General features: G+C 42.8%; 14 protein-coding genes. 13 read left to right on the top strand and 1 reads right to left on the bottom strand.

Features of this window, described 5'->3' with window-relative positions:
• The first annotated feature begins 21 nt into the window (after positions 1–21).
• The 13 genes from ACFPTP_RS09215 (at position 22) to ACFPTP_RS09155 (ending at position 11,765) form a co-directional block, all read left to right on the top strand.
• The gene (locus ACFPTP_RS09215; protein ID WP_381443813.1) at positions 22–861 is read left to right on the top strand and encodes a DegV family protein; all 840 of its coding nucleotides are present in this window, start codon (positions 22–24) and stop codon (positions 859–861) included.
• A gap of 46 nt (positions 862–907) precedes the next feature.
• A complete protein-coding gene (locus tag ACFPTP_RS09210) occupies positions 908–1,720 on the top strand; it encodes a GDSL-type esterase/lipase family protein (protein ID WP_381443810.1) in 813 nt (270 codons plus the stop codon).
• A 12-nt stretch (positions 1,721–1,732) separates the two neighbouring features.
• A complete protein-coding gene (locus tag ACFPTP_RS09205; protein ID WP_381443808.1) occupies positions 1,733–2,308 on the top strand; it encodes a YpmS family protein in 576 nt (191 codons plus the stop codon).
• 58 nt (positions 2,309–2,366) lie between these two features.
• Positions 2,367–2,897, top strand: a complete 531-nt coding sequence (msrA, locus tag ACFPTP_RS09200) for a peptide-methionine (S)-S-oxide reductase MsrA (RefSeq protein ID WP_381443805.1) — start codon at positions 2,367–2,369, stop codon at positions 2,895–2,897.
• A complete protein-coding gene (msrB, locus tag ACFPTP_RS09195; RefSeq protein ID WP_381443802.1) occupies positions 2,894–3,319 on the top strand; it encodes a peptide-methionine (R)-S-oxide reductase MsrB in 426 nt (141 codons plus the stop codon). Before msrA ends, msrB begins: the two co-directional genes overlap by 4 nt.
• 13 nt (positions 3,320–3,332) lie before the next feature.
• The gene (locus tag ACFPTP_RS09190) at positions 3,333–3,554 is read left to right on the top strand and encodes a YozE family protein (RefSeq protein WP_381443799.1); all 222 of its coding nucleotides are present in this window, start codon (positions 3,333–3,335) and stop codon (positions 3,552–3,554) included.
• 80 nt (positions 3,555–3,634) lie between these two features.
• A complete protein-coding gene (gene deoD, locus ACFPTP_RS09185; protein WP_381443796.1) occupies positions 3,635–4,336 on the top strand; it encodes a purine-nucleoside phosphorylase in 702 nt (233 codons plus the stop codon).
• Between the two features lie 84 nt (positions 4,337–4,420).
• Complete coding sequence (locus tag ACFPTP_RS09180) at positions 4,421–5,920, top strand: lmo1851 family serine protease (RefSeq protein WP_381443793.1); 1,500 nt, start codon at positions 4,421–4,423, stop codon at positions 5,918–5,920.
• Between the two features lie 276 nt (positions 5,921–6,196).
• Positions 6,197–7,096, top strand: coding sequence for a CobW family GTP-binding protein (locus ACFPTP_RS09175; protein ID WP_381443791.1), 900 nt, complete (start codon positions 6,197–6,199; stop codon positions 7,094–7,096).
• Between the two features lie 191 nt (positions 7,097–7,287).
• Entirely contained in the window at positions 7,288–8,151 is an 864-nt protein-coding gene (locus tag ACFPTP_RS09170) for a CAP domain-containing protein (RefSeq protein ID WP_381443788.1), read from the top strand.
• Between the two features lie 97 nt (positions 8,152–8,248).
• Complete coding sequence (locus tag ACFPTP_RS09165) at positions 8,249–9,679, top strand: spore germination protein (RefSeq protein ID WP_381443784.1); 1,431 nt, start codon at positions 8,249–8,251, stop codon at positions 9,677–9,679.
• Positions 9,679–10,695 carry a GerAB/ArcD/ProY family transporter gene (locus ACFPTP_RS09160; RefSeq protein ID WP_381443782.1) on the top strand — a complete coding sequence of 339 codons (1,017 nt, stop codon included), beginning with the start codon at positions 9,679–9,681 and terminating at the stop codon, positions 10,693–10,695. The genes ACFPTP_RS09165 and ACFPTP_RS09160 overlap by 1 nt, the downstream gene beginning before the upstream one ends.
• The gene (locus tag ACFPTP_RS09155) at positions 10,692–11,765 is read left to right on the top strand and encodes a Ger(x)C family spore germination protein (RefSeq protein ID WP_381443780.1); all 1,074 of its coding nucleotides are present in this window, start codon (positions 10,692–10,694) and stop codon (positions 11,763–11,765) included. Before ACFPTP_RS09160 ends, ACFPTP_RS09155 begins: the two co-directional genes overlap by 4 nt.
• Before the next feature lie 33 nt (positions 11,766–11,798).
• On the opposite strand, the gene ACFPTP_RS09150 is transcribed toward ACFPTP_RS09155, so the two are convergent.
• The gene (locus ACFPTP_RS09150) at positions 11,799–13,148 is read right to left on the bottom strand and encodes an MATE family efflux transporter (protein WP_381443779.1); all 1,350 of its coding nucleotides are present in this window, start codon (positions 13,146–13,148) and stop codon (positions 11,799–11,801) included.
• Positions 13,149–13,155 lie beyond the last annotated feature (7 nt).

Here is a 13,155-nt window from a genome sequence, read left to right as displayed (position 1 = left end):
ATAGTAAAGGAAGTGCTATTTTTGAAGAAAATTCATATCGTCACGGACTCGACAGCGGATTTAATTGAAAACTATACCGATCAATATGATATTCATGTTGTTCCGCTTACAATCCATATTGATGGCAATACGTATTCGGACGGAATCGATCTACAACCGGAAACGTTCATTGAAAAGATGAAAGACAGCAAGGAGCTTCCGAAAAGTTCGCAACCAGCTGCAGGTGTTTTCAAAGAATTATATGATCGCCTCGGAAAAGACGGAAGTGAAATCATATCTATTCATATGACAGGCGGGATGAGCGGAACTGTAAAATCAGCAGAAGCTGCCGCTGGAATGACTGACTCGAAAGTTACTGTCATTGACTCTATGTTTATTTCCCATGCTTTGACGTTTCAAGTCGTTGAAGCCGCTAAAATGGCGCAAGACGGTAAAAGTGTAGAGGAGATTGTAAAGAGGCTGGTTGATGTGCGTAAAAATACCACGCTCTTCGTCGTTGTCGACATGTTGGACAATCTCGTGAAAGGCGGGCGTATCGGTAAAGGGAAAGCACTGATCGGGTCTTTATTGAATATTAAACCGATCGCAACTTTGCAAGACGGTGTCTATACCCCTGTTGGCAAAGCGCGCAGCCATAAGCAGGTCGTCTCACAACTTTTTAAAGCGTTCAAAGAGGAGACTGCCGGCAAAATCATCCGTTCAGTCGGCATCTCTCATGCAAATGGGTTGGCAATGGCAGAACCGCTTGTAAAACTCTTGGAAGAATCGGGTTTGAAGGACGTCAAATTCTCTTTCACTTCACCGATCATCAGCACTCATACGGGAGAAGGGGCAATCGGTTTCATGTATTATACCGACTGAACTATAATCGGGCGGTTCAATAACTAAAAAAAGGGGAACTGTGTTTATGAGAAGAATTTTTTTACTCATCGTCTTCTCATTCGTTTTAACAGGATGCCAGGAAAATGCCATATATGAGACAACGTCATTTTCCGAAAGAAAAGGTTTGGCACTGTTCGACTATAGCGTACCGGATTATTTTATTCCTGAAAAGGTCACTGTCATCGGGCTCGGGGATTCACTTACCCAAGGGGTGGGAGATGAACTGAAGAGAGGCGGTTATTTCGGGCGTGTTGCACTTGCAATGAATGATTGGAAAGGCGTCGAAGAAATCGATTCAAAGAACTTGGCGAAAAGAGGAAGGCGAAGCGATCAATTAATCGCCCAGTTGGAAAGTGATGATATCCAAGCAGAAATTAAAAAGGCGGATGTCATTTATATGACAATCGGCGGGAATGACATGATGAAAATCGTCAAGGCAAATCTCTTTAATTTGACGGCGAAGCCTTTCTATGTTGAATTGGGTATGTTTGAAAATAGACTTGATGAAATATTCAAAATGGTTCGCGGATTGAACGGGGATGCCATCATTGTCGTAGCTGGCTTATACAATCCGTTGTCCATCGTTACGGACGAAGCGAATGAATTCGAAACGGTGATCGATGATTGGAATGAGGCGATTGAAATTCAGACGATCATGGACGGTAAGGCTTGTTTCGTTCCTGTCGTCGACTTATTTGTGAGCAATGAAAACATGGTATACCACTCCGATTTTTTTCATCCAAATGCGAAAGGATATGAATCGATGGCAAATCGTTTTATCGAAAAGATCGATCAATGCGGTTTGACGGAATTGTCGGATGGAAAATTGGATATGTAGAGGTGACCGTTGGTGAATTTTTGGAAAATAGCATTTTTCGTCCTTGCCGGACTCATAGCTTCGGCGATTATTGCTTTAGTAGTATTTCTTGAAGGTCCCAGGGATTCGGACCCGCTTCCCCCTTTGAATCAATACACACCTAAGGGCAGTGTGTTAAGTGTTAAAGCAACCCGCAATGATTTGGAAGCCCTTGCAAATAATTACATCCGGAAGGCGATGAAGGGAGAAAAGCTTCCTGTCATTATGGAAGTGAAGGAGGACGTCAGGCTCCACTCTGAGTTGACTGCATTCGGGATGACATTTCCTTTAATGATGCATTTTGATCCAGTAGTTCTACAGGATGGGAATTTAATGCTGAAACAGACTTCGATGGAGATCGGGGATTTGGAATTTCCTCCGTCAGCTATTTTGAGTGTATTGCGAGATTCGGTCAAGCTGCCGCCATGGATGATTGTCAGACCGAAAGAGGAAGAAATATTCATCCACTTATCAGAGCTTGAAATTGCGGGTAATTTACATGTGAGGGCTAAATCGGTCGACCTTGCCAATGATAATATCGAGCTTGAAGTGACGATACCAATTGACTGAGGTCCAGCTTCGGGCGCTAGTCGGGCGCCCTGCGCATTCTAATTGAGGAGGGGTATTCTTGGCAATTCAAAAAGCAACATTTGCCGGAGGCTGTTTTTGGTGCATGGTAAAGCCTTTCGATCGGTATGATGGGGTTATTTCCGTCGTGTCCGGATATACGGGAGGAGATGTTGAAAATCCTTCTTACGAACTCGTTTGTACAAATACTACAGGGCATCGGGAAGCCGTTCAAATCACATTTGATGATGAAGTCATTTCATATGAAGAGCTGCTTTCTATTTTTTGGCGCCAAATTGACCCGACGGACGCTGGCGGGCAGTTTTTTGATCGTGGTGAATCATATCGTACGGCGATTTTCACACATTCACCCGAACAGGAAAAGCTTGCAGAGAAATCCAAGCACGAGCTTGCAGCATCTGGTAAATTCGACAAGCCGATCCACACGGATATTTTGCCGGCTAAACCTTTCTATCCAGCGGAAGAAGGTCATCAGAACTATTACATGAAAAACCCGGCACATTACGAACGTTATGCAATCGGATCGGGACGGGAACGGTTTAAAACTGAACATTGGGGTGACCAATCATGAAGGAAAATCTTAAAAAAACATTGACGGATATGCAATATTATGTGACGCAGGAAAATGGGACAGAACCCCCCTTCAATAATGAATTTGATAGCCATTTTGAAGAAGGGATTTACGTGGATATCGTCTCGGGCAAACCGCTTTTCAGCTCCAAAGACAAATATGACGCAGGATGCGGATGGCCAAGCTTCACGAAGCCAATTCAGAGTGAAGAAGTGACCGAGCACTTCGATGCAAGTCACGGGATGCGCAGAACAGAAGTGCGCAGCAGAACGGCGGACTCCCATCTAGGACATGTGTTTCCCGACGGTCCAGGCCCAGCCGGTCTCCGCTATTGCATCAACTCGGCAGCTCTCCGATTCATCCCGGCGGATAAGCTTGAAGAAGAAGGGTATGGAGAATACTCCCATTTATTTAAGGATTGAAAGGGGTTTTATGATGGATCGATCTTTTTACCAATTTGTCTTGTCATATCGGGGAGGAAAGAAAGACGATGCAAAAGCCGTTTTCGCCGAAGCTGTGTTTAATGATCACAGTTTCCCTAAAGACGAAAAAGACTTTGATCCTTTATCCCGCTACTTGGAGGAAAAAGCAGATCCCGAAATGCCAAGCGTGGTTTTCGATGAGTTATATGCATTGTACAAAGAGCGTTTTCAATAGTTCGACGCTATCATCATCATTGCATAAAATGTGGATTAACTGTATGATTAGAAAAGAAATTTGAAAGTGAGGCGGCTATATTGAGCATACATATTAATGCGAAAAAAGGCGATATTGCAGATACGATTCTACTTCCAGGAGATCCATTACGTGCAAAATATATCGCAGAAACATTTTTGGAGGATGTAACTCAGTACAACGAAGTGAGGAATATGTTCGGATACACAGGAACATATAAAGGGAAGCGCATTTCTGTTCAAGGAACAGGTATGGGTGTTCCGTCCATTTCCATTTACATTAATGAATTAATGCAAGAATATGACGTACAGAAACTGATCCGTGTTGGAACTTGTGGAGCTATCCAAAAGGACGTACATGTGCGCGACGTCATTCTGGCGCAAAGTGCAACGACGAATTCACCGATCAACCGGACGTTTTTCAATGGTGTCGACTATGCACCGACAGCTGATTTTGATTTATTGCTGAAGGCTTATAATGCAGGATTGGAAAAGGGTCTAAAGTTGAAAGTGGGGAACATTTATACCGAAGACTTTTTCTACAATGAACATGCCGAACATGAAAAACTTGCACAATATGGTGTGTTAGCTGTCGAAATGGAAGCAGCCGCATTATATACATTAGCTGCGAAATACGGAAGACAAGCATTAGCTGTATTAACGGTAAGTGACCATATCCTAACTGGAGAAGTCACAACTGCTGAAGAACGCCAGACAACATTCAATGACATGATTGTCGTGGCACTTGAAGCAGCAATTCAATAACATGCATCGGAGGACCGCTTGCTGTATCAACGGCGGTCTTTTTTTGAATGAACCGTTAAATTGGGAAAGAAAGTGGGGAATGGGATGGACGAAAAAGAGAAAAGTGGCGGACAAGAAGAAGAAACAAACTATCAACCGCCCGCAAAACGTTATATACGAATGAAACCGTTCTCGTTAGTCATGCTCATATTTGGACTCGTTCTAGCAACGGCTGCGGTGACCTTTTTTGCGTTGACGACGGGTGAGGATAAGGTCGTGGAAGTGGTCAGCCCGCAAAATCCAACGACAGACCGCAAAGAATTCAAAAAGCTATATGAAGCATATGACGAAATGAAGAAAACCTATTATAACGAAATTGATGAAACTGCCGTTATCGATGGTGCTATTAACGGAATGATCGAAGCATTGGGAGACCCTTTTTCGGACTACTTGAATGAAAAAGAAGCGCGTCAATTATCCGAGAGCATTTCATCTAGCTTTGAGGGGATCGGTGCAGAAATCCAAGAATTGAATGGGTATATAAATATCGTTTCCCCGATAAAGAACTCACCTGCTGAACGTGCCGGACTTTTGCCGAATGATCTGATCATCGCTGTAGACGGCAAAAGCATCCAAGGAATGTCGTCCTCAGAAGCTGTTCTTCTTATTCGCGGAAAAAAAGGCACTACTGTTACCCTATCTGTCCGACGTGGCGAAATGGGTGAACCGTTCGATGTGAAAATCGAAAGGGACGTAATTCCAATCGAAACCGTATATGCCGAAATGCTGGATAACAATATTGCCCATATCCGTATTACAAGTTTTTCCGAGCATACGTATGATGAGTTGTTGGCGGCGCTTGATGAGATGGAAGAGAAGGGCATGGAAGGCCTTATCATGGACGTTCGTCAAAATCCCGGCGGAATGTTGAACACAGCAATTGACATTTCAGACCTCTTTGTTGAAAAGGACAAAAACCTCTTCCAATATGAAGGGAAAGGGAATAATCCCGAAGTATATGTCGCCTCGGATGGAAGGAAAGTCAAGGTTCCTGTTACGATGATAATCGATGACGGCAGCGCCTCTGCCTCAGAAATCTTGGCAGGTGCTTTAAAAGAATCTGCAAATGTTCCGCTCATCGGTATTAAGACATATGGGAAAGGGACTGTCCAGACACCGAAGGACTTGCCGGACGGCTCAAATTTGAAGTTAACAACTGCTAAATGGTTGACGCCGAACGGCAACTGGATCCACGAAAAAGGTATCGAACCTGATATCGAAGTGCCTTACCCATCGTACGCCATGCTTCCTTTCCTGGATCCTTCAATGGAAATGAAAGAGGGAATGGTATCACCTGCAATCAAAACTGCAGAAGAGATGTTAAGTGCAGTCGGATATGACCCGGGTGAAATCGATGGTCTATATGATCATACGACGGAGAAAGCTGTTATAGCGCTTCAAAAGGCATTATCCTTGAAAGAGGATGGTGTACTCGTTGGCGATACGACATATGGATTAATGAACAAACTGAGAGATAAAATCCATGAAGAGGATCCGCAGCTGCTCAAAGCGAAAGAAGTCATAATGGATCAGGTGAAAAAATAATTGAAAAGCGTCCACTCCTCCGCGGATGGGCGCTTTTATTATAGAAAAGCGAAGGCGGCCTGCCTAGATGCGACAGGCAAAGCCGTTACGTAGAACGGCTTTTGCGAGCAAAAGCGAAGCGTTGGGAGCAATGATCTTTGCCACGCAACATCTTTGACTTATGACCCCGAGCAAACCGAACAGCGAAGGGTTCGATTTGTCGTATTTCTGCGTTTTTTTGCAGAAATTAAGGCATCTTTCTGGCCGCTGGAGCTAGACATATAAGGAGGTTTATTGATGATCGACGTATATTTATTAAGTGGTTTTCTAGGCAGTGGAAAAACATCATTGTTAATGAATTTGATTTCCCAATTGAAGGAGGAAGGGAAAAAGCCAGCGATTTTTATGAACGAATTCGGTTCCATTTCAATCGATTCTGATACAGTCGGGAAGGAAAAAGGCATTCCACTGAAAGAGCTTTTAAATGGGTGCATTTGTTGTACTGGATCTGAAAAAACAGAGGCGCAGCTGCAAGGCTTATTGGAAGAGAATGATGACATCGATGTCATATTGATAGAGACGACAGGGGCAGCTCACCCTGTCGAAGCATTGGATGCTGTTTACTCGCCTTTATTCGCCGACCGATTGCGAGTCAAGGGGATTATTACACTTGCTGACGCTAAGAGATGGCTGGAAAGGGAAAAGATGTCGCCGCAAATCCGTTCTTTGTTCATGGAGCAAATCCGCCATGCACATATTATTTTGTTGAATAAAACCGATTTATTATCGGAGTCCGAATTGGCGACAGTATCAATGGAGATTTCGAACTTCAATAATACAGCTCCTATTATTCAAACTGTCAATGCGGAGATCCCGTTCTCCTACATCGAAAAAACGCTTAATGTCGTTCCAAATCCAAACCAAGAATCCATCGTATCCGGAAGAAATCTTCCTCTGTCATCAAAGTTGATCACTTTTGATAGCCCTGTTGACAAGGAAGAATTTGAAGAGTGGGTGAAGTCATTGCCAGATACAGTGTACAGGATGAAAGGCTATGTTCCTATAAGAGGAATAACTAATCCTTATCTTTTCCAATATGCATATGGAATGGTCAACTGGCTTCCCGAGTATGTAAAAATGGACCCGAGACTTGTAATCATCGGCGAAGGGATCGGTCAGCTAGAGTACGTTGAATAATAGCCGATCAGCTTACTGTCAACCCCTTATAAGATGAAATAATAGTTGAATTGACCAAAACAATCCAATTCTATCGATTTGAATTTACCTTTGTCATCGCGTTCAAAAATTCTTTGGTTCTACTGGTAATGTATTCCGATTCTCCTCTTCTCGTATGCGTTATGATAGTTTGCGAAGGGAGGAGTAATAAGATGAAAAAAACGATGTCTGTCATCTTGCTCGGTTCGGCGCTCTTATTGTCGAACAACAACAGTGCTGAGGCTTCTTATCGCAACAATGACGTGGATACTCAAAAAGCGGTGCAAAACGTGCAGTGCTACGTATATGATGGAAAATTTTCTTCGTACAATCCCGAAGAGGTTAACCAATACGTTAACAAGTACGTAAATGAATTGGAAAAGTATTTTGGTAAAAATATAGGGATTACACTTCAACCATATGCTAAACCGGAAATAAAACCGTTCGAAGAAAAACAAGTGGAACAGGCTAAACCGGCAGAACAAGCAAAACCGGTTGAACAAGCTAAACCAGTCGAACAAGCTAAACCTATTGAAAAAGAGACTCCAAGTGAGTCGTATACACCTGCAGCGAAGCCAGTAGAGCAAGCTAAACCTGTAGAGCAGGCTCAACCAGTTGCGGAGGCAAAACCGGTTGAAACTCAAGCGCAAAATGAAAACATCTCCGCAATTGAACAAGCAGTACTCGAATTGACGAATGCCGAAAGACAAAAGGCAGGATTGAAACCTTTGCAAATCGATAAGAAATTGATGGATTCTGCTCGTCAAAAATCAACAGACATGGCGACTAAAAATTACTTCTCACATACGAGCCCGACATACGGTTCTCCATTCGATCAAATGAAAGCAAACGGCATCACGTACCGCTCTGCTGCTGAAAACATTGCAATGGGTCAGCGTTCGGCTGAGGAAGTCGTAAAAGGTTGGATGGAGTCTCCAGGTCACAGACAAAATATCTTGACACCTGACTTCACCCATATCGGCATCGGGTATGATGCAAACGGTAACTATTGGACACAACAATTCATTCAAAAATAATATTTCATATGAACATGGCTGGGAAGTGCCCCGGTCATGTTCTTTTTTGCATAAAAGGGGTTGTTGCCGGCGATACTTTACCCGTGAGGTGATGGTAGTGGGCAATGAAGGCAAGCCGGTGATCGATAAGAAAAATATTAAACAACTTTTTTTCAATTCAACGGATTTCGTTAGTATAGACGTTGACTGGCCAACGGGTAAAGGTATTTTATGCTATTATTCTTCATTGATTGATGCAACAGAAGTAAACAAGCAGATTGATATTATTCGGCAACGCGCAGAAGAGAAAATGAGCAATTGGGGGAAGACTGCCGTTTCAGATGTAAAGCCATATTCGGAAAATGAGCTTATAAAAGCCGTTTGCACTGGTCTGACAGTCGTTGTTTTTCAAGAATCCCAAGTGATGCTGACCATTTCCGCGCAAAGCACTTTTGGGAGATCGCCTAGTGAACCGGCAACAGAGCAGGTTGTCCGGGGACCACATGATGGATTCATTGAAAGCACACAACAAAACATGACCCTTGTCCGACAAAAACTAGTCAGAAATGATCTTGTCGTCAAGACTTGTGAGGTCGGCAAAGATACAAAAACGAAAATAACCTACTTGTATATTGATTCCATTGCGGATAAAGACGTTGTCGAACTTTTTGAATCCCAGCTGCAGGATATAAAAGATGATGAAATCTTGAATTCCGGAGAGCTTGAGGATTATTTGGAAGAGTCCGTTTTTTCGCCATTTCCCCAACTCCTTAATACGGAGAGGCCGGACCGTGTTGCCTTCAACTTGATGGAAGGGAGGATTGCCATTTTTACAAACGAATCACCAACCGCTTTAATAGCACCGGTCACTTTTTTCTCATTCTATCAATCACCAGATGATTTTAATGGCCGTGTCATCGTCGGTTCCTTTTATAGGTTGCTGCGGATCATGAGTTTAGTGATGGCCATCTATCTCCCTGCATTTTACATCTCGGTTGTCGGTTTTCACTCAGAGATATTACCAATCGAAATCAGTAAAAAAGTAAAATTGGCGATTAACGAGATTCCGTATCGGCCCATTTTCGAAGCAATCATCTTGGAAGTGTTCATCGAATTGATAAGAGAAGCGGCACTCCGGCTACCTAAGCCGATAGGGCAGACAATCGGCGTTGTAGGTGGTTTGATCATCGGGGATGCGATTGTAAGTGCGGGCCTCGTTTCAAATTTAATGGTTATTGTCGTAGCTTTGACAGCTATTTCAAGTTTTGTCATCCCTACGCTTGAAATGAATATGACCATTCGTATTTTAAGGTTTCCTTTCATGATTGCAGCGGCACTCTTCGGTTTCTTTGGCATGGCAATAGGAACAATCATTTTAATTATTCACCTATTGACACTTTCTTCATTAAAACAACCTTATTTTGCACCGTTCATTCCTTTGGATACAACTAGATTCATGCATGTGTTTTTTCGCGTGCCGTATTCTAAATTTCATAAACAGCAAAAGACCTTCACTTTCCTAAATAAAAAGAAAGGCCGGAAATCATAATGTTTACATTATCAAGGATCCAGTTTTTCTTGATCATGTTCATCGTCCAGACAGGAACGGTTTTTGTTACGTTTCAGTCACGTTTGATCAATGCCTCGGGTTCGAATGCCTGGATTGTGTTCATCATTGCGGGTATTTTGCATTATGTACAACTCTTGCTCTTTGAAAAGTTCTATAAGAAGTTCATTCCGGGTCAGTTAGTTTCCTTTTTATATATTGCTTATTGGTCTTTTATCACCATCACTTTTTTGGCCTACATTAATTACACGCTTTCTGTTTGGATATTCCCGAACACCCCTCAAATTGTCACGATGACAATTATCGTTGCAGTATCATTTTATGCAAATACGAGAAGACCAGAGGCGGTCATTAATTTACCGGCTGTCATCATTCCGATGATTCCTTTTTTCCTTGCTTTTTTATTCATGGCGTTTCCGAATTTAGTTTGGACCTGGCTATTCCCGATCAATTTCACGGAATATAAGCCTATCTTGAAAGGATTATTCGTGTCACAGACAACTTTCATCGGTATAGAAATTTACTTATTCCTTCGTAAGTATGTAAAAGAGGATGAGCCAGTCAAAGGCAAGCCGTTATTCATTTACCAAAGCATTTGGTTCCTGTTTTTCTTTACGTGCTTGATTTTTGTTTTATTGTTTTTCCCAGCTAGCGGTTTCAAATTTACGACGGAGCCTCTTTTTCATTTACTGAAATCGCAAAAAGTAACATTCATTGAACGCTTGGATCTGTTTTTTCTTTTCATTTGGATCGTTTGGAGCACGATTACAATTTCAATTTATATTTTTATGTGCATTCATGCCATGAAAATACATGTGAAACGTGTAAGCAACAGCTTCATTTGCCTATTCCATGTTTTGCTTGTAATCATTTCGGTCTACTTGGCAACGAAGGACCGTATTGAAATCATCCGGCAGGCTATCGTCTATGTCCACTTGGTGTTTTCCATATTAATGCCTGCAATTGTTATCCTCAAGAATAGGGGGAAGAAGACATGAAGAAAAGATTTTTAGCGTACATCCCACTTCTGGCAATACTGCTTGGCGGTTGCTGGGACGAAGCCCAGTATAAAGATATAACTATCGTTCCGGTCATGGGACTAACAAAAAATGACGAGGGAGTGAAGGCGCTATTCACTTTTCCTACCTTTGTAAATGGGCAGATCAACTACAGTAAGTCTGAAGGGAAGGGGATTTCCACGCGAGATGCGCGCGACGATGCAAACCATCGAACGATGGAAGCGCTGGATCTCTCCCACCTGGAAGTGTTATTAATATCGAGCGACATTGCTAAACAGGACGTATACGAACCTTTGGATGCTTTTTTCAGGTCGCCGAGAAATCGGATTACAAGTTATCTTGCGGTCGTTGAAGGAGATATGGAACAATATTTCAATCCCTCAGGAGAAGTTAAAACCGAAGTCGCCATCTTCTATCCGGAATTGCTGCGTACAGCTGTCCTGTACACATATGTTGCAGAAAACACATTGGGTGAGACGGCCATATTATTGCTGGACGACTCGATGGATTTAAGTTTGCCGTATATGATTCTGAATGAAATGGGGGTTCCAACTATTGAAGGAATCGCGTTGTTCAGCAACAAAAAATTTACGGGGAAGGTTTTCAAGAAACAGGAAGCGGTTTTGGCGAGTGTTATGAAAAAGAAACTGGGAAAGTATACCCGTCTAAGTTTTGATTGGAAAGAAAAAAACACTCCTATTACAATCGAAGTCATTAATGCGCATAGGAAAATTAACATTTCAAATGATAAGGTCGAATTGAGTTATACTATCGATATCGATGTTGCTGAATTCCCGAAAATTGATTTATACGAGAAAAAAGTACGAAAAGAAGCGGAAAAATTCCTTGCCTCCGAGCTGAAGGGGGAGTTTGAAAAAATCATCAAAACAACCCAAGAAGCAAAAAGCGATATTATTGGGATCGGTAGAAAAGTCCATGCTTTTCATCAGGATTTATGGAAGAGAGGGGATTGGCATGAAACATATGCCACTTTACCAATCGACGTTAAAGTGAAAGTAAACATGAAGAGGACAAATATAATAAACTAAAAAATCCCGAGCCGTATATAACGGCATCGGGATTTATTTTTTTATATGTCTCTTTTGAATGTGGAGAAGACGTATACTTAACGTAATGGCACCTATCGTTAAACCGACGATAAGACCTACCCAGTAACCGTACGGACCAAGGTCGGTGAACGTCGCCGTCAAATACCCAACCGGCAAGCCGATCACCCAGAAGGAGATGATCGCCATAATGAAAGTCATATTGACATCTTTATAGCCGCGCAATGAACCTTGGACGGGCGCTTGCACTGCATCCGATAGTTGAAAGAGCGCTGCATAGATGAGGAACTGGGAAGCCAATCCGATAATCTGCACATCTGTCGTGTAGAGAGCGGCGATTTGTTCCCGGAAAATAAGAAGAATCGTAATGGCTAACGTACTGAAGGCCATGGCGAGGCCGACAGCAAGAAAACTATATTGTTTCGCGTCACGGAATTGCCCCGCACCGACTGCCTGTCCCACTAGAATTGTTACGCCCATCGAAATACTCAAAGGAATCATATAGAGCAGGGATGAGAAGTTCAGGGCAACCTGATGTGCCGAAATAACCGTCGTCGAATAGTTACTCATCAACAGTGTAACAGCGGAAAAGATGCTCGTTTCAACAAATATGGCAATCCCGATCGGCACGCCGATGAATAAAATCTCTTTCCATCTTATAAATGAAGGTCGCCCCCATTTATTGAACAGTCGGTATTGGCTGAACGAGCTATGTTTCCACGCGGTGCCAAAAGCGATGAAAAAAATGAGCCAATAGGTGATTGCAGCTGCATAACCCGCACCGACGCCACCTAATTCGGGAAAGCCCCAATTTCCGTAAATAAGAAGATAGTTCGTAAAAATCGTCAGCGGAGCTGATAAAAGAATGATGGCCATTGACACGCGTGTCGCCCCGAGTGCATCGAAGAAACATCGTAATACGGTGTATGCGAAAAGCGGGAAAAGTCCTAAGCTCATAGCTTCCAAATAATTGGCAGCTACAACCCGGACCTCATCTTCGAGCGGCATCGATTCAAGGATCGGTGAAACACCATATCGAATGATCAAGAAAACGACACCAGCAAGGACAATTGACACATAGAGACCTTGCTGAACAGAATATTTCACTTCATCATTCCGGCGGGCACCTACTAGCTGGGCGATAATGGGGGTAAGCCCCATTAAGATGCCGGCTAGACCGGTATAGACTGGAACCCAAAACGAAGAACCGATCGTTACACCCGCAAGATGGTATGTATCATATCGCCCAGTCATAAGAATATCGAAGAAGGTAATCATGTAAAGGGCAACCTGAGTAATGAGAATCGGCATGACGATTGCCGCTAATCGGAATGGTTTTTTCTTAAAAGGTACTGTAGTTTGCAAGTAAATC

Source organism: Sporosarcina koreensis (genome assembly GCF_042655825.1).
Taxonomy (GTDB): Bacteria; Bacillota; Bacilli; order Bacillales_A; family Planococcaceae; genus Sporosarcina; species Sporosarcina koreensis.
Note: the sequence above shows the minus strand (reverse complement) of the source record. Positions and strands in the feature narration are given on the sequence as shown.

Excerpts from the sequence above, each read along its gene's own strand:
- ACFPTP_RS09175 (WP_381443791.1), top strand. The coding sequence starts at position 6,197 with ATGATCGACGTATATTTATTAAGTGGTTTTCTAGGCAGTGGAAAAACA.
- msrB (WP_381443802.1), top strand. The coding sequence starts at position 2,894 with ATGAAGGAAAATCTTAAAAAAACATTGACGGATATGCAATATTATGTG.
- ACFPTP_RS09180 (WP_381443793.1), top strand. The coding sequence starts at position 4,421 with ATGGACGAAAAAGAGAAAAGTGGCGGACAAGAAGAAGAAACAAACTAT.
- ACFPTP_RS09190 (WP_381443799.1), top strand. The coding sequence starts at position 3,333 with ATGGATCGATCTTTTTACCAATTTGTCTTGTCATATCGGGGAGGAAAG.
- ACFPTP_RS09155 (WP_381443780.1), top strand. The coding sequence starts at position 10,692 with ATGAAGAAAAGATTTTTAGCGTACATCCCACTTCTGGCAATACTGCTT.
- ACFPTP_RS09160 (WP_381443782.1), top strand. The coding sequence starts at position 9,679 with ATGTTTACATTATCAAGGATCCAGTTTTTCTTGATCATGTTCATCGTC.
- ACFPTP_RS09210 (WP_381443810.1), top strand. The coding sequence starts at position 908 with ATGAGAAGAATTTTTTTACTCATCGTCTTCTCATTCGTTTTAACAGGA.
- ACFPTP_RS09170 (WP_381443788.1), top strand. The coding sequence starts at position 7,288 with ATGAAAAAAACGATGTCTGTCATCTTGCTCGGTTCGGCGCTCTTATTG.